Source organism: Sphaerospermopsis sp. FACHB-1194 (assembly GCF_014696235.1).
Taxonomy (GTDB): Bacteria; Cyanobacteriota; Cyanobacteriia; order Cyanobacteriales; family Nostocaceae; genus Sphaerospermopsis; species Sphaerospermopsis kisseleviana.
The window spans coordinates 1-16,777 of the sequence record NZ_JACJPU010000074.1 but is presented as its reverse complement, the minus strand read 5'-3'; the positions used below and the strand labels follow the sequence as shown (position 1 = coordinate 16,777).

The 16,777-nt window shown below is 38.1% G+C and carries 15 protein-coding genes; 6 read left to right on the top strand and 9 right to left on the bottom strand.

What is annotated here, in order from left to right; genetic code table 11:
• Window positions 1-633 precede the first annotated feature (633 nt).
• From H6F45_RS24875 to H6F45_RS24860, 4 genes are all read left to right on the top strand, one after another.
• Window positions 634-1,434 carry a Tic22 family protein gene (locus H6F45_RS24875; RefSeq protein ID WP_190348680.1) on the top strand — a complete coding sequence of 267 codons (801 nt, stop codon included), beginning with the start codon at window positions 634-636 and terminating at the stop codon, window positions 1,432-1,434.
• A 2-nt stretch (window positions 1,435-1,436) separates the two neighbouring features.
• Window positions 1,437-2,336 carry a peptide chain release factor N(5)-glutamine methyltransferase gene (gene prmC / locus H6F45_RS24870; protein ID WP_190348679.1) on the top strand — a complete coding sequence of 300 codons (900 nt, stop codon included), beginning with the start codon at window positions 1,437-1,439 and terminating at the stop codon, window positions 2,334-2,336.
• Between the two features lie 503 nt (window positions 2,337-2,839).
• Window positions 2,840-3,415, top strand: coding sequence for an L-threonylcarbamoyladenylate synthase (locus H6F45_RS24865; protein WP_190348678.1), 576 nt, complete (start codon window positions 2,840-2,842; stop codon window positions 3,413-3,415).
• Window positions 3,416-3,456: 41 nt separating this feature from the next.
• A complete protein-coding gene (locus tag H6F45_RS24860) occupies window positions 3,457-4,434 on the top strand; it encodes a HAMP domain-containing sensor histidine kinase (protein ID WP_190348677.1) in 978 nt (325 codons plus the stop codon).
• Here H6F45_RS24860 and H6F45_RS24855 read toward each other — a convergent pair.
• From H6F45_RS24855 to H6F45_RS24825, 7 genes are all read right to left on the bottom strand, one after another.
• Window positions 4,388-4,855: a GNAT family N-acetyltransferase gene (locus H6F45_RS24855; protein ID WP_096565874.1), complete on the bottom strand. Its 468-nt coding sequence runs from the start codon at window positions 4,853-4,855 to the stop codon at window positions 4,388-4,390. The genes H6F45_RS24860 and H6F45_RS24855 overlap by 47 nt on opposite strands.
• 669 nt (window positions 4,856-5,524) lie before the next feature.
• Window positions 5,525-7,321, bottom strand: a complete 1,797-nt coding sequence (locus H6F45_RS24850; RefSeq protein ID WP_190348676.1) for an SUMF1/EgtB/PvdO family nonheme iron enzyme — start codon at window positions 7,319-7,321, stop codon at window positions 5,525-5,527.
• Between the two features lie 873 nt (window positions 7,322-8,194).
• Window positions 8,195-8,611 carry a hypothetical protein gene (locus H6F45_RS24845; RefSeq protein ID WP_190348675.1) on the bottom strand — a complete coding sequence of 139 codons (417 nt, stop codon included), beginning with the start codon at window positions 8,609-8,611 and terminating at the stop codon, window positions 8,195-8,197.
• 206 nt (window positions 8,612-8,817) lie between these two features.
• Entirely contained in the window at window positions 8,818-9,780 is a 963-nt protein-coding gene (gene secF, locus H6F45_RS24840) for a protein translocase subunit SecF (RefSeq protein WP_190348674.1), read from the bottom strand.
• On the bottom strand, window positions 9,777-11,189 hold the full coding sequence (secD, locus tag H6F45_RS24835; RefSeq protein ID WP_190348681.1) for a protein translocase subunit SecD: 1,413 nt from the start codon (window positions 11,187-11,189) through the stop codon (window positions 9,777-9,779). The genes secF and secD overlap by 4 nt, the downstream gene beginning before the upstream one ends.
• Window positions 11,190-11,359: 170 nt before the next feature.
• Window positions 11,360-12,343, bottom strand: a complete 984-nt coding sequence (locus H6F45_RS24830) for an alpha-ketoacid dehydrogenase subunit beta (protein WP_096565884.1) — start codon at window positions 12,341-12,343, stop codon at window positions 11,360-11,362.
• A 186-nt stretch (window positions 12,344-12,529) separates the two neighbouring features.
• A complete protein-coding gene (locus H6F45_RS24825; RefSeq protein WP_096565886.1) occupies window positions 12,530-12,742 on the bottom strand; it encodes a helix-turn-helix transcriptional regulator in 213 nt (70 codons plus the stop codon).
• 370 nt (window positions 12,743-13,112) lie between these two features.
• Between H6F45_RS24825 and H6F45_RS24820 the strand changes: the two genes are divergently transcribed.
• Both H6F45_RS24820 and H6F45_RS24815 read left to right on the top strand, forming a co-directional pair.
• Window positions 13,113-13,559 (top strand): hypothetical protein, encoded by a 447-nt coding sequence (locus H6F45_RS24820; RefSeq protein ID WP_137669382.1) that lies wholly within the window; start codon window positions 13,113-13,115, stop codon window positions 13,557-13,559.
• 132 nt (window positions 13,560-13,691) lie between these two features.
• The gene (locus H6F45_RS24815; protein ID WP_137669383.1) at window positions 13,692-13,964 is read left to right on the top strand and encodes a hypothetical protein; all 273 of its coding nucleotides are present in this window, start codon (window positions 13,692-13,694) and stop codon (window positions 13,962-13,964) included.
• A 350-nt stretch (window positions 13,965-14,314) separates the two neighbouring features.
• Here H6F45_RS24815 and hemB read toward each other — a convergent pair whose 3' ends face one another.
• Window positions 14,315-15,292, bottom strand: a complete 978-nt coding sequence (hemB, locus tag H6F45_RS24810) for a porphobilinogen synthase (RefSeq protein ID WP_096565892.1) — start codon at window positions 15,290-15,292, stop codon at window positions 14,315-14,317.
• A 789-nt stretch (window positions 15,293-16,081) separates the two neighbouring features.
• Complete coding sequence (locus tag H6F45_RS24805; protein WP_137669385.1) at window positions 16,082-16,441, bottom strand: DUF4870 domain-containing protein; 360 nt, start codon at window positions 16,439-16,441, stop codon at window positions 16,082-16,084.
• Window positions 16,442-16,777: the final 336 nt, after the last annotated feature.

Sequence of the window (16,777 nt, the reverse complement as noted above, 5' to 3'; positions counted from 1 at the left end):
GGTAATTTATAGCCATCTATAATTTACCTGTTTTGTTTTGCTTTGTTTTTATCCTCTATTTTCTGACTTTTTTCCTAGACTTTAAATTTTTCCTTTACGATCGCTTGACAATCAAGACAGTCGCTACAAAAACTCTTAACCGAACAGTATTGGGATTTGAGAGCCTTTTTTGCAGAACTAGCAACTTACGTTAATAAATAATTTATAACAGGTGACTATTGACAGTAAAAAAAACTGTGAGTGTCTAAGTTTTAGTTTTGGTTAATATCCTCACGGCCTTATCTACAGCTATAAAAAAACTCTGTTAATCGGAAATGGGAACGATTTATCAAGTCCTAGCGTCACGGAAAAACGAGAAAAACAAAACAAACAACAAAACAAACAACAATACAATCAAATGTAATTGTTGTGAGCAAGAGTCCCGGAAATCAAACCCTGCTGGAGAATATAATAGAATAATACAGCATTTAGTAGTGAATAGCAGTGCAAAATTCCCAAAAATTAGCACAATAAACTTATTTAAAGCTAAAATAGCTGGTTAGATAATTAAACTTGGTTTTGTTGGTATAAAATTCTACTACTTTCTGATTGTCTAAGTTAATTCAAGTATTGATATTGAGATAAGGAGTATTTATGAAATCATTGGTTCGCTGGGGCTTAACGCTTGGTTTAGTAGGTAGTACCCTATTTGGCAGCGTGGTAGCTGTTGATTTTCCTGTGCTGGCATTATCAGAACAACAAGTCAAAGAAAAATTGGATTCTGTACCGGTTTACTTGATTACGAATGATCAGGGTTTACCGTTGAGTCGGACTATACCCGCACAAAATGGACAACCAGGGGCTTCAGTGACTGGTGTATATATGAGTCGGCAGGAAGCTTTGGCGTTTATCAAAGAATTGCAAAATGCCAAAAATAAAGACCCAAAACTAGAAACAATGGCTAAACAGTTGCAAGTTACCGCTGTTCCTCTAGGTGTAATTTATCAGCAATTGCAACAAAGTAAAAACCAACAAAATAGACTTCTGTTTGCTTTTAAGCCTGTAGATAAAGAAGTTAAAGGCGCTCTAACTTTACTAAATGCAAGTGGTCAAAAAGTAGATCAATTTAAAAGTGTACCTGTATTTGCGGTAAGGTTTGCACCAGATAAAGGCTATGTGCCAATTCAATTAGGTGGGAATAATCAGCAAATGATTCCTTTATTCTTGAGTAAACAAGATGCACTAGGTTTATTGAACCAAGTGAAACCAAAGTTTCCTAAAGCTGATATTCAGGTAATAGATGTGGATGGGGTGATTAAAACTTTGGAAGATAAAAATGATTCTTGGTTAAATCAGGTGGTTTTGGTTCCATCCCCAGAGTCTAGAGAATATATTAGGACTTTGCCTAAAAATAATGCTGCCAAGCAGAATAATGCACCTTCTAAACGGCGTTAATCATGGCAAAGCAACAGTCATTTACTGGTATGGAAGTTTGGCAGTGGCGTAATCAAGCACTGAAAGATGCTTTATCTACGGACATTTCTCCTGTAGAAGTTGATTGGCTGTTGCAGGAAATAACTGAGTTAGACCGCTTGACACTGCGTTTGGAGTCCTTCAAAAACTTGAATCATATTCAAACGCAGTTTTCTTTGTCAGAACTAGACCAGTTATGGCAAAGACGTTTACAGGAACGCTTGCCGATACAGTATATTGCTGGAGTGACACCTTGGCGCAAATTTAAACTCGCTGTGTCCAGTGCGGTTTTGATTCCTAGACCGGAAACAGAGATTTTGATTGATTTGGCTGTAAACGCTGCTGAAAGTAAGGGGTTACAATCAGGTCATTGGGCAGATTTGGGGACTGGGAGTGGGGCGATCGCTCTTGGTTTAGCGGAGGTATTGACAAATGCGACAATTCATGCTGTAGATGTCAGTGCTGAAGCTTTAGAGGTTGCGAAAACCAATGCGGAAAGTTTAGGTTTTGGGGAACAAGTGAAATTTTACCAAGGTAATTGGTGGAAACCCTTAGAATTTTTGCAAGGTCAATTTAGCGGGATGGTATCAAATCCGCCTTATATTCCCAGTGATACGGTACTGACATTACAACCGGAAGTAGTGAAACATGAACCCCATCTAGCATTAGATGGTGGTGTGGATGGTTTAGATTATATTCGTCATTTAATCGCAGTTGCTCCTGATTATTTGCGTCCTGGTGGAATGTGGTTAATTGAAATGATGGCAGGACAGGCTGAAACGGTGCGAGAATTGTTAGAAAATAATTGTCATTATAGTGACATTTCTATTCATGCAGATTTAGCAGGAATAGAACGGTTTGCGATAGCTTATGTAAATATGTAGAATGTCCTGGATCTGATTTTTTCTGCATCAGGATTTTCAGGATTTTTATTGTCAGAATCAGGATATCCAGGATTATAGGATTTACAGGATGTTGATTTAATAGGAATGTGGTGATTTTTCAAAATTTGATTTTGTCAGAATCAGGATTTTCAGGATTTAAGGATGTTCAGGATGTCATAATTCTTATATAGTTTAATTTATAATTAGGGTTTGCTGAGAAAGTCTTTCCGTGAGGGCATAGGAGTCAGGAGTCAGGAGTCAGGAGTCAGGAGGAGATTTGAAAATTTCTTTGCCATCTCTTGAAATCCCAAAAAATGCACACTTTTTCCGGTATACCCTTCAAAACCCTTGCACTAATTTCTGTGTTTATCAGCCTCTAACCTTTGATATATCAAGGTTTTAGGTTTATTCAGCAAACCCTAATTAAACCAATTATGTCACCTGTCACCTGATATTTGCCGATTATATCTAAAAATAGATAAGTAATTTTCTGATATTTATTTATGAATGTTTCTCTAGAAGTTCTCATCAACTCTGCAAAAGCAGGAAAACTAATTAGTTTCCCTACGGATACTGTTCCTGCACTGGCCAGCATACCCGCACAAGCAGAATTAATTTATACTGCTAAACAAAGAAGTTTGGATAAACCTTTAATTTTAATGGCTGCTAAAGCCGAAGATTTATGGGATTATGTAAAAGGAAATCAGACTGAATATCAAATTTGGCAGGAGGTAGTTAGTCAATATTGGCCTGGTGCATTGACTTTAGTGTTACCTGCTAGTGAGAAAATTCCTCAAGTGATGAATCCTACTGATCCAACTACTATAGGTATTAGAGTACCCAATCATCCAATTGCCCAAAATATCTTAGCACAAACTGGACCAATGGCTACCACTAGTGTTAATTTATCAGGACAACCAGCTTTAGAAAATCGAGCAGAAATAGAAGTGAATTTTCCTGATGTTCTCACCTTAGAAGCGATTGAATATAAAGGTTTGGGAATACCTTCTACTGTTGCTAAATGGACAGGGAATGATTGGCAAATTTTGCGCCAAGGAGTAATTAAAATTGATAATTGATAATTGATAATTGATAATGGTACTCAAGAGTAAAATTTTCTATGACTAGCTTAAATGAATGGTTATATCTAGGATCAGGAATAGGTTTAGGAATAGGTTTAGGAATAGGTTTTTGTAAGTTATTCCTAAAGTCATCTAAATCTTCATCCATTCCTGTGGAAATTGCCCCACAACAGCAAGAAACCGAAGTTTTACAAAAAACTTTAGACAAATTAAACCAAACCCAATTAGCCTACCAACTGGCTAGGGAAATGAGCCAGTTTCAAGGTGGTTTTTTGGCAAGGACTACCCATGAATTGCGATCGCCCCTGAATGGTTTAATAGGATTACATCAGTTAATTTTAAATGATTTGTGCGAAAATCCAGAGGAAGAAAGGGAATTTGTCGGACAAGCTTATGAGCGATCGCTGAAATTGCTAAAAATGATTGATGAAATTCTCAGTGTTGCTAGAACAGAACACGGAACAAATAAATTACATATTCAGCCTTTACAGTTAACTAAGGTTTTAGAAGAAGTTTATAAATTAACTTATATGTTGGCAGGAAATCGCAATTATCCTTTTACTATATCATTTCCTAAACCAGAAATTTATGTTTTAGCAGATAACCGCTGGCTACGTCAAATATTGGTGAATTTAATAGATACTACTATTTTACAAATGGAAGAAGGTAGTATTCATCTTTCCAGTAGTATTGCACCTGCAAATACAGCTACAAATAATATTATTAATAATGTTGTGCATATTTATCTAGATGTCCCTTCTCATGCTGTCATCTCCAGTGAGAAAATAAATTTGATTGCCTCTGAAAATAACACAAATCAAGAAAATATAAAAGATAGTATAGAAATCTCATCAGGGATGAAACTATTACTTAATCAAAAATTACTAGAAACGATGGGAGGAAAACTAGAAATTATTGCTTCTCCCATCACCACAGAAGTAACACAAGATTGCAGCAGACTACAAATTGCTATCCCCCTAGTGACTCCTGAAGCTGAACTTCTCCTGTCGGAATAGAACCTAGATCCGATTGGTTGTATAGTACCATTGTCGTGGTATTATTAGTTTGAAAACCAATCTTTTCATAGAATTTTTGTTGATGAGTTGTCATTAAATAAACTCTCTCCACTTGCATGACAGGGTGAGCTAAAACTGTTTCTACTAATTTAATTCCCAGTCCTTTACCTTGATAATCTGGATGAATGACAACATCCCAAATTGTAGCGCGATAGATGCCATCAGAATTAGCTCTTGCAAAACCAATGAGTTGTTCTCCATCCCAAACAGAAATCACCTGTTCACTATTAGTAATAGCTTTGTTTAAATCCTCTATACTGCGTCCTTTCGCCCAAAAAGCGGCTATATTAAACAAATTCTGAAGTTGGTAAAGGTCAATTTCCGCACGGCGATCGCTAAAATGAATTTGAGGATTTTTCATGTATAGACACCCAACTGGTAGTATCTTCGTTTCTGTTATGGCATATTTTCTGAAAAAATACTTTAAATGTACATATTTATGCAACTAAGAAAAAGTTAATTAATTGTTATAGTAGGAGTCAGGAGTCAGGAGTCAGGAGTCAGGAGTCAGGAGTCAGGAGTCAGGAGTCAGGAGTCAGGAGTCAGGAGTCAGGAGTCAGGAGTCAGGAGTCAGGAGTAAAACCCTGTTGGGGTGAGAGTTTCATGATTCATTGATGTCCTAACTACTCTGTCTACTGCTATAATATTTTCTGTTTGTTGAATTATAATTGTCTGAATCAGGATGTCCAGGATTAGAGGATGTACAGGATGTTTTTCAATGATTGTTTGTTGGCAAGTTGGGGATTTTTGCAGGATGTTATTTAATGATTGTTTTTGCATGATTATCAACAATCTGAAAATTACTCTACTCAAAATCCTGATTCAGACAAATACAACTTTAAACACCAACAGAAAATCTCTCAATCACATCCTGTACATCCTCTAATCCTGGACATCCTGATTCAGACAAATACAACTTTAAACTAAATTAAATGCCTCTAAAATCTTAAAAAAACTTGATCGCCGTCAGGCGATAGAAGAAGGGAAAAAAGAAAAAGTGTAGAGGGTAAAAGGGTAAGAGAGTAAAGAACTAAAGAGTCCTTGCGCCGGAAACTACCAACCGAAACCCGATGTTGCCGTGCCTGTCGTCTGGGTTGCCGTAGCTACGGCACGAAGAACGGCAAGTCCTGGGGGAGTCGCCCCAAGAACCACCGCGCAGCATCTTGAAAGCGCTTTCGCCAATCCAGGCACTACCATCTGTAGGCGCGTCTATATAATTATTGTGCCAGTCATCTTCACATAACTCCCAGACATTCCCATGCATATCGTATAAACCAAAAGAATTAGGTGGAAAAGAACCTACATCAGTGGTTTGTTGACGATATTTGCCTTTTGCACCGGAATTATAGGAATAGTTACCATTATAATTTACCAAATCAGTGGTAATATTGTTCCCAAAATAAAATGGTGTAGTTGTTCCGGCTCTACAAGCATACTCCCATTCTGCTTCACTGGGTAGACTATATTTTTTACCTGTAGCTTTGCTTATTCTAGCACAAAATTCCTGTGCGTCAAGCCATGAAACTCTTTCCACTGGTTTATTTTTACCTTGAAAGCGGGAAGGTTGAGGATTGAGATCCTGTTTAATTTTTGGTAACGCTGCTACCCGTTCCCATTGTGCCTGAGTTACAGTAAACTTGCCCATATAAAATGGTTGAATATTCACCCGATGTTGAGGACTTTCTGAATCACGTCTCTCAGGTTCATTTTCCGGTGAACCCATTAAAAAACTTCCCCCAGGAATAGCGATCATTTCTAATAATACACCATTACCTAAATTTTCCTGAAATGATGTGTGAGAATTAGTAGGTTGAGGTTTAATGATCGTTGGTTGAGGTGAGTTAGTTGGAAGAGAAATCAACTGTTGAAAAATTTGTTTAAATGGATTATTAGAAGTTGGTTGTGTTTGCGGAGGTTGGGGGTTAGGAACAACAACAATTTTTTGCGGAATGGGATTATTTAATGCTGCTAAAACATCTGTTGCTGAATGATAACGTTTTTTAGGAATATCTTGCAACATAGTTTCTAAAATATCAGTTAATTCCTGACTTAAAGAAACATACTTTTGCCATTGCCATTCCATATTTATCGGATCAAACAAAGAATCAGAACCATCATTTTTTTGAAAATGTCCCGTTAATAATCTGACACAAGTTACAGCTAAACTATAAAGATCACTACTTGGGTAAACCATCCCCCTAAATTGTTCTGGTGGTGCATATCCAGGAGTTCCGGTAATAGTTCCCACTCTAGTTAAAATACTACCACTTGTTTCTTTAGAAACGCCAAAATCAATCAGGAATAATTTACCGGTTTTGCTTCTAATAATGTTTTCTGGTTTGATATCTCGATGAATTACCTTATTGTCATGGATAAATTGCAAAACAGGCAATAACTCTGTTAAGATAATTCTGATTTGTGGTTCGTTTAATTTACCTTGAGTGTCTAACTCTTGCAGTAAATTTTGCCCATCAATAAATTCCTGAATTAAATACAGTCTACCATCTTGGGGAAAGAAAGCGAGTAAATCAGGAATTTGCGGATGTTTACCTAATTCTTGCAGTCGTTGAGCTTCTTGTTGAAATAATTCCGTCGCTTTTTGTAAAGATGAACTTCCTGCTTGTTGGGGTAAAAATTGTTTGATGACGCAGGGTGTATTTAATCTTTTGATATCTACAGCTTGAAAAGTTCTACCAAAACCACCTTCACCGAGAAATTTTAAAGGGAGATAACGATCATCTAAAATGATTTTACTACCGCAATTTTGACAAAAATTAGTACCTTGGGGATTTTGGTAAAGACAGTCAGGATTGATACATTGACTCATGGTAGTTGCTGGGTATATCTAGCCATGATTATACTATACCACCGTCAGCATTAGGATATCCAGGATTTAAGGATTTTCAGGATGGGATGAATATTTATGATGTTGATAGATAAAGTCTATATATAAAGTCTATATATATATGGGCGCACTCTTTTCCACCCATAACATAAGAATAAAACAATCTGGGGATTTTGTCAAGTGTTGATTTGATGATTTTTCTGCATCAGGATGTAATTGATTGATGAATATTTGTGATATATTTATATTATTGATTATTGAGATCATGGAAATTATTTAATCTTGAAAGATCGTTAAATTGATAATCCATAAATTGATAATCCATTAAATCCTTAAATCCTGGACATCCTGATTCAGACAAAAAAATCAAACATCAAAATCAAGATATTCAATTACTCATGATTGTCTCTCCAATTTTCCCACATATAAGTTAGCTCACCTACTGTTATGATAGTAGTAGCTATATTTGTTTCTCCCACTTCCTTAAAAGGATGTACAGGATGTTGATGAATTAAAAATTCAAACTCTATTTAGGGGTTGCTGAGAAAGTCTTTCCGTGAGGGCATAGGAGTCAGGAGTCAGGAGTCAGGAGTCAGGAGGAGATTGGAAAATTTCTTTGCCATCTCTTGAAATCCCAAAAAATGCACACTTTTTCCGGTATACCCTTCAAAACCCTTGCACTAATTTCTGTGTTTATCAGCCTCTAACCTTTGATATATCAAGGTTTTAGGTTTATTCAGGAAACCCTATTTAATTATCAATTATCAATTATCAATTATCAATTATCAATTATCAATTATCAATTATCAATTATCAATTATCAATTATCAATTATCAATTATCAATTATCAATTATCAATTATCAATTATCAATTTCCATAAAGGATGACTCGGTCCTTGTTGACGTATCTTAAAAACCTGCTGTTCTAAACGTTGCTTTTCCGGTTGCGGTAAACCGATCAAAATATTGCGACTTTGCCAAATTAAAACAGAAACCGTCATCCCAATACAAAAAGCTAAACCCACAGTAGCAAATGGATGAAAAGCCAGGGCATATCGCACAGCTACCCAGGTAAAATATTGTTGCCACAAGGTAAACTCAGTGCGTAAATTCCACAGACATACAGGAGCAATAATCACCCATAAACAACAAACAAATAACCACCTGCCATATACTGTTAGCTGGTGTAATCTCTGTACCTGTTGAACAAAAGTAGCATCAGAATTTTCTAGGTTTGAGTAATTAATTGTTGGTTCTTCCTGTGAGTCCATAAGTTATTGACACTCCCTACCTAAAATAGATGTTAACCTCACGGTAGAACCTCTAGGTTTACATTTCCAGTCTGGAGAATGGGAACGAGTGAAACGAGTGATAGAGGTAGAACCTCTAGGTTTACATTCCCAGTCTGGAGACTGGGAACGAGTGACGAGTGAAATATTTTTATCCGAATGCTTCGCCCCTACTGACTCCTGACTCCTTAATCAACAGATGTATTAATTTTATCTATTGTATATTCATTGCGTTCTCGCCACCATGTTAACAGGGTACTAGCAATGAAAATACTAGAATAAGCCCCGGCGATAAAACCAATAATTAAAGCCAGAGAAAAATATTTTAAAGTTTCCCCACCAAACAAAAAAATAGCAAACAAAGACAACATAGTTGTTAAGCTAGTGTTGATTGATCTGCTTAAAGTTTGATTTACAGCATCATCAACTATTTCTGCAATTGGTGTTTGGGGATGATTTTTAATATTTTCTCGGATGCGGTCATAAATTACCACTGTATCATTAACAGAGAATCCTGTAATAGTCAGTAAGGCGACAATAAAGAGACTATCTACTTCTGCACCTAAAACCAAACCCAAAATTGAGAATATTCCTACCGTCACCAAGAGATCGTGAAATGTGGCAACGATCGCAAACAAAGCATAATCCCACTGGAAACGGAAACTCAAATAAACAACAATACCCAAAAAGGAAACTGCTAAAGCTATAACTCCAGTCCTAAAAAGTTCTCTTCCTAATGTGGGACCTACAGAGTCAATTTGGTTTTTTTGCGGATCAAAAGCACCAATTTTTGCACTTAAAGCGGTTTGTAAATTGGTGCGCTGGTCAGTTTCTAGGTTTTTTGTACGGATAGTGATGCCATTTTTCTGACCATTTTCGGAGATTAATTGAATACTACTATCTCCTAGTCCCTGCTCTTTGGCAACTTCCCGCACCACATTAATATCTATTGGTTGATCACAGTTACCAGGTTGACTACAATCTCTCACTAACTGTAACCTTGTACCACCGATAAAGTCTAACCCAGGACGTAACGGTGCTTTAATGTTGGGATTTTGCCAAGATATCACCATTGAGATGATACCACTCAGTATCACTGCTGATGAAATAGTCCACCAAAGATTCCGCGATTTATTAATATCTAGTGTCATCTAGCTACCTCCTGCTTATTTGTTGCTGTCAGCTTAGGACAGTAAAATTCTGTTTTCCGCCAAGCGGGAATGGAAATAGCTATAAACATCAAGGTACGACTACAGGTAATGGCAGTAAACATACTCACAGCTACCCCTAAAGCTAAGGTGAGGGCGAAACCTTTGACTAACCCAGAACCCAAGTAAAACAGAGCCGCGCAAGCAATCCAGGTAGTAACATTACTATCTAAAATACTGGAAAATGCCCGATAAAAACCAGATTCTACAGAACGATATAAAGATTTACCTGCGCGTAATTCTTCCCTTGTGCGTTCAAAAATCAGTACGTTAGCATCTACCGCCATACCAATACTGAGGATAAATCCAGCAATTCCTGGTAAGGTGAGGGTGACACCGAGTAAGCAAAAAGTAGCCCAGGTTAAAAGAGAGTAAATCACTAGGGATACATCGGCAATCAATCCTGGTAGTCTATAGTACACAACCATAAAGATTAAGACTAAAATCAGACCACCGATACCGGCGTAAATGCTGCTTTGAATACTATCTTGACCCAAAGTTGCACCTACTGTTCTTCTTTCAGCAATTTCTACCGGAACGGGTAACGCGCCTCCTCGTAACTGTACACCTAAATTATTTGCTTCTTCTGCTTGGAATCGTCCTGTAATGATAGCAGAACCGCCTGTGATCCCAGTGGCGGCAAATTCTACGCCTACTGTGGGATAACTAATTAATTCATTATCGAGAAAAATACCGATAGCGCGACCTGTTCCTGCTAACCTTTTAGTCAAGTCTGCAAAAAGTTCACCACCCTTGGTATCGAAGCGCAGGACAACATTCCAATTATTACCTTGGGTGGGTTCACCGTAGGCATCTTTGAGGTATTTACCAGTTAATGGTGGATCAGTGCTGGCAAATAATTCGGCGATGGACTGCTGATTTTTCTTGATATCTTCTTGATTTTTAGCAATAGCATCTGCATCATTGCTTGTTCTTAATTCTTCTTGCTTATTTTTCAGTTCTGTTTCTGATACTCTAAAGGCCAGTAGTTGAGTATCTGTATCCGGCTTTTGTAACCGAAATTCTAACTGTGCTGTACCCCCCAGTACCTTTTCTGCCTGTTCTGGGTCATTTACCCCAGGTAACTGCACTAAAATTTTATCAGTACCTACTGTTTGAATTACCGGTTCAGAAACACCAAGACCGTTAATACGACCTTCAACTACTTTCTGCACAGCTTCTAGTTCTCGTTCCGTGATTTCTTTGATTTCCTCGGTTGTTTTCACCTGAATAGTAAGCTGTGATCCTCCCCGCAGGTCTAACACCAAGGGTACAGGAATTGTGGCAATCACCGTAATCGCGGCGATTACCAACACTATAATTAACGCTAGTAGCGATCGCTGTTTTTCCATACCATCACTCACAACTGACAAAGGCTATGATAACTTTCTTTTTGTCAGGTTTGAGTAGAGATTTCAGAGGGAACAGGGAACAGGGAATAGGGAACAGAAGGCAAAAGGCAAGAGAAGAAATTTTATCCCAATCACCAATCACCAATCACCAGTCCCCAATCACCAATCACCTACACTCGCAAAGCCATCATTTTCTGCACAGCTTCGACAATTTGCTCTGGTTGCACAATAGTCAACCTTTCTAAGTTACCGTTGTAAGGTGTGGGGATATCTTGGGAAGACAGCCGCAGTACAGGCGCATCCAATTCATCAAACAACCTATCATTAATAGAAGCGGTTAATTCTGCACCTATACCCCCAGTTCTCATACACTCTTCCACAACTATTACACGGTGGGTTTTCCGTATTGAAGCGCCAATAGTATCAAAATCTAAAGGTTTCAGGGATATTAAATCAATAACTTCTGGATCATATCCTTGTTTTTCCAAGGTTTTCACCGCTTGCAGGACATGATACCGCATCCGCGAATAGGTAAGGATGGTAACATCTTTCCCAGAACGTACTACTTCTGCTTTATCAAGTGGGAGTACATATTCTTCTTCGGGTAGATTTTCTTTTAAGTTGTAAAGTAAAACGTGTTCAAAAAATAACACTGGGTTATCATCGCGGATCGCTGCTTTTAGTAACCCTTTAGCATTGTAAGGTGTGGAACAAGCGACAATTTTTAAACCGGGAACTGCTTGGAAATATGCTTCTAGTCTTTGGGAGTGTTCTGCACCTAGCTGTCTTCCCACACCACCAGGACCACGGATGACCATGGGAATTTTAAAGTTACCGCCGGAAGTGTAACGCAACATTCCCGCATTGTTAGAAATTTGGTTGAAAGCGAGGAGCAAAAAGCCCATGTTCATCCCTTCAATGATCGGTCTTAACCCTGTCATTGCTGCTCCCACTGCCAAACCGGTAAAGCTATTTTCCGCAATAGGGGTATCTAATACTCGCAGATCACCATACTTTTTGCATAGGTCTTTGGTGACTTTATAAGAACCGCCGTAGTGTCCTACATCTTCACCTAAAACAAATACGCTAGAGTCGCGGGACATTTCTTCGTCAATAGCTTCCCGTAGAGCGTTAAAAAATAGTGTTTCTGCCATTTAGACCTTTATCACAATTTAATGTTTTTAAATTTTATCGTGCCTCCGTCCTTAATAACGTCAGCGATCGCACTCTTATTAGTAATGGGTAATGGGTAATGGGTTATTCACCCTCCCAGTCACCAGTCACCAGTCACCAGTCACCAGTCACCAGTCACCAGTCACCAGTCACCAATCACCAGTCACCTATTCCTTGACTATTTCATACAAGTCTTCAATCATAACATCAAATATCCGTGCCAACTTGTGAAGAGAAGTAACATCCACCGAAGCTAACCCCGGAGACTTCGCATAATTTTTCAGAGTGGTGTATGCTATTCCTGAACGGTCAGAAACTTCTTTGAGTGTCCAGCCCTTCTCCGCTGCAAATTCTTTAACCCGCAACCTCACCAAACCCATACTTGACAAAAGCCTAATTATAGTCCATTATAGTTATAACATAAAAAGCGATCGCCCCTAGTCTACCAAACGAAAGAGCGATCGGCAATCATAATCATAAATTTCTGCCTCTAGGCATTAATCCTAAAGGAAAAACCTAAAACCATGATAACACTAGAAACCACAAAATCCAACTACGTCAATCCTTTATTTAGGGGTTGCTGAGAAAGTCTTTCCGTGAGGGCATAGGAGTCAGGAGTCAGGAGTCAGGAGTCAGGAGGAGATTTGAAAATTTCTTTGCCATCTCTTGAAATCCCAAAAAATGCACACTTTTTCCGGTATACCCTTCAAAACCCTTGCACTAATTTCTGTGTTTATCAGCCTCTAACCTTTGATATATCAAGGTTTTAGGTTTATTCAGCAAACCCTATTTAAGTTTGTCACCAAAGAAGCGATCGCCCTATTATTGAAAATACCCGTAGAGCAAATCAGAAAGATTCGCTGTTGGCCGCACGTCATCCTGGTAGTTTCTGAACATTTAGTCAGATTTGTGAGTTATGCCGACTTACCACCGATTTTAGAAGCAGAACCGCCCACAGATAAGGATATTCTCACTTGGCGCAGACGTTGGCGCAAACTCAAAACCTATAAAGCACCCAACTCTTGGAAAGAATTTTATACTTTACAGTTACGTCAATCTACTAATAAAGGCACTTTACAAGCTTGGTGGGGACTGGTTAACACGATTAAGTTTGCATTATCCCATAATGCTGTACAGACAATAAAAAGCGTTTTTCAAGAAATTGAATATTTAATGGCTGTTTCTGTAAGCGGATAAGCTTGTTAATTGATAAAAATTACGCATCATGTATGGAATAACGAACCGCAGAGAACATAGAGGAATAAGAGTTTAATAGGTTTTTTGTGTCAGTCCTGTTAAAATAAGATTGAATTTTTAATTGTAGTATAAGTGACAGAAGAAACCAGAAATGAAGTTAATTGGCAAGATATTGTACAATTTAACAAATTAGATCAGCGTGTTGCTATAGCTAATGATATTTTCCCCAATCTCATTGGTGTAAATGAAGGATATATTGAATGGTGTCCCGATAATGACCCACCAACCCATTTAGAAACTTTACTTTGGTGGTGGGTTATTCGTCCTGACTTGGGAGCAGCAATAGCTAGTGAAGCACCTCAAGAACTAAAAGAAATTATCAGTCGATACATCCTCAATTTATAAATAATTGTCAGAATCAGGTGGTTATCGAGTTTCGACTACGCTCAGTTTCGACTACGCTCAGTTTCGACTACGCTCAGTTTCGACTACGCTCAACTACCGAGTTTCGACTACGCTCAGTTTCGACTACGCTCAGTTTCGACTACGCTCAACTACCGAGTTTCGACTACGCTCATGCCAACCTAAACAATATGACTAGCAACTTGGGTTATCTGAATTATTATAATTTTGACCTTATCGCCCGTTGCAGTCGGCGGCACTTTTATTAATAGCCAAAATCTCACGCTCAAACACAAACACACTCAAAATACTCTTTGCGTCTTTGCGCCTTTGCGTGAGACTAATTTAACCTATTACAACCACCGAGCCGCATCTTTAGCGTGATAAGTTAAAATCAAATCAGCACCAGCCCGTTTAAACCCAGTCAGAGTTTCCATCACCACACGCTGCTCATCAATCCAACCATTCAAAGCAGCAGCTTTGACCATAGAATATTCACCAGAAACATTATAAGCAGCCACAGGTAAATTACTTGCTTGCTTCACTTGCCAGATAATGTCCATATATGCCAAAGCTGGTTTTACCATCAGCATATCAGCACCTTCGGCAATATCCAACTCAATTTCTTTGATCGCTTCACGGGAGTTACCGGGGTCCATTTGGTAAGTGCGGCGATCGCCAAACTGCGGTGTGGAGTCTGCGGCATCCCGGAATGGTCCATAATAAGCAGAGGCATATTTAGCAGCATAGGACATGATAGGGATATCTTGAAAACCCGCTTCATCCAAACCTGCGCGAATAGCTTGCACAAAACCATCCATCATCCCTGAAGGTGCGATAATATCTGCACCAGCTTGAGCTTGAGAAACTGCGGTTTTCTTCAATAATTCCAAAGTCGGATCATTTAACACTCTACCAGTTAAATCACCAGTTGTTAAATAACCACAATGTCCATGATTTGTATATTCACATAAACAAGTGTCATTGATAACAATTAAATCAGGAACTGCTGCTTTAACTGCGGTGGTTGCTTTTTGCACAATACCACAATCATGCCATGCCCCCGTAGCATCAACATCTTTATCTTCAGGTATTCCAAATAAGATAATAGCGGGAATACCTAAATCATAAACTTCCTTTGCTTCCTCAACAATTTTATCTATTGAAAGCTGATAAACTCCTGGCATAGATTTTACTTCATTAGCAATACCTTCACCGGGAACAGCAAACAAAGGATATATTAAATCATTGGTTGTTAAAACGGTTTCACGTACCATGCGACGTAGTTGGGGATGGGTACGTAAACGACGAGGGCGATGGGTGGGGAACATAGATTTTATATCAAAAAAACTCAATGGACATCAAAAAAAGCGTCACAAAAGCAGTGCTTTAACTTGTGACTTTCAGCCAAACTAGAAACAGTGCTTAACTGTCTTTGCCCTACTGTTGATGAAGCTGTGGGGCAATTTTGTATTTTACAGCTTTGTTGACACTTTCCGGGAAGGAATTGGGAAAAATAATTTTCAAGTCAGGAGTCGTAAGGGCGTTCGCGAAGCGTGTTGGAAGCATCAGCATTCGGGCGATAAATTATCAATTTTGATCACAGGTTATTTTCCTGTAAGGGCGTTCGCGAAGCGTGCTGGAAGCATCAGCATTCGGGTGATAAATTATCAATTTTGATCACAGGTTATTTTCCTGTAAGGGCGTTCGCGAAGCGTGCTGGAAGCATCAGCATTCGGGCGATAAATTATCAATTTTGATCACAGGTTATTTTCCTGTAAGGGCGTTCGCGAAGCGTGCTGGAAGCATCAGCATTCGGGCGATAAATTATCAATTTTGATCACAGGTTATTTTCCTGTAAGGGCGAAGCATTCGGGCGATAAATTATCAATTTTGATCACAGGTTATTTTCCGAATGCTTCGCCCCTACTTCGCCCGTGCAGGAGTCAGAAGTCAGAAGTCAGAATAAAATATATGTATCTGAAAGATGGAAATACAAAGAATAAAAAGAAACAGATACAAATAACATTCTCGAAGTTATAATTTCTGAATCCTTGCTTTTAGCTGATTACTGATAGCTGATTACTTATCATGAAATAAAGACCTAATGAAAATGATGATTAAAAAACTCGAAAGATGAATGGATAACGGAAGGGTGTATCAGGATTACCAAAAACTTTGATGATAGCAAAAATTGTTAATCCCCAATGTATCACATATCCTAAACCTGCGAGTGGTAGTAATATTATCAATGGTAACACTAACCAACCAAGGAGAAAAAATAAAGCTCCTAAAATTGCGCCATAAAACCAAACATTGAAATGGAAGTTGATAGATTCTTTAGCGTTGTCTTTAACAACTGGGTCATCAGAGATAATTAATAAAGCAATGGGTAAACCCACAGATACAATAGTTGTACTAAAAAAAATTGCTCCGTGAGATAAGGCTGATAATAATTTGCGTTTATCGGTATCGTATATATCGTACATTTTTTTATCCTCATGGATTTCGGTTATTTATTATATCATATTTTGTGAAATTTTGATAAATCAGGATTTTTGATTTTGTCTGAATCAGGATTTCCAGGATTTGAGGATGTACGGGATGTTATTTATAGATTTTCTGTTGGTGTTTAAAGTTGTATTTGTCTGAATCAGGATTTCCAGGATTTTAGGATTTACAGGATGTTATTTATAGATTTTCTGTTGGTGTTTAAAGTTGTATTTGTCTGAATCAGGATAACCAGGATTTGAGGATGTACGGGATGGTAATTTTTAGATGGTTTGTTTGGTGTTTAAAGTTGTATTTGTCTGAAT

Coding starts and splice junctions, on each gene's coding strand:
- H6F45_RS24830 (WP_096565884.1), bottom strand. CDS start 12,343: ATGGCAGAAACACTATTTTTTAACGCTCTACGGGAAGCTATTGACGAA.
- prmC (WP_190348679.1), top strand. CDS start 1,437: ATGGCAAAGCAACAGTCATTTACTGGTATGGAAGTTTGGCAGTGGCGT.
- H6F45_RS24875 (WP_190348680.1), top strand. CDS start 634: ATGAAATCATTGGTTCGCTGGGGCTTAACGCTTGGTTTAGTAGGTAGT.
- H6F45_RS24855 (WP_096565874.1), bottom strand. CDS start 4,855: ATGAAAAATCCTCAAATTCATTTTAGCGATCGCCGTGCGGAAATTGAC.
- H6F45_RS24850 (WP_190348676.1), bottom strand. CDS start 7,321: ATGAGTCAATGTATCAATCCTGACTGTCTTTACCAAAATCCCCAAGGT.
- H6F45_RS24865 (WP_190348678.1), top strand. CDS start 2,840: ATGAATGTTTCTCTAGAAGTTCTCATCAACTCTGCAAAAGCAGGAAAA.
- secD (WP_190348681.1), bottom strand. CDS start 11,189: ATGGAAAAACAGCGATCGCTACTAGCGTTAATTATAGTGTTGGTAATC.
- H6F45_RS24825 (WP_096565886.1), bottom strand. CDS start 12,742: ATGGGTTTGGTGAGGTTGCGGGTTAAAGAATTTGCAGCGGAGAAGGGC.
- H6F45_RS24860 (WP_190348677.1), top strand. CDS start 3,457: ATGACTAGCTTAAATGAATGGTTATATCTAGGATCAGGAATAGGTTTA.
- H6F45_RS24845 (WP_190348675.1), bottom strand. CDS start 8,611: ATGGACTCACAGGAAGAACCAACAATTAATTACTCAAACCTAGAAAAT.
- hemB (WP_096565892.1), bottom strand. CDS start 15,292: ATGTTCCCCACCCATCGCCCTCGTCGTTTACGTACCCATCCCCAACTA.
- secF (WP_190348674.1), bottom strand. CDS start 9,780: ATGACACTAGATATTAATAAATCGCGGAATCTTTGGTGGACTATTTCA.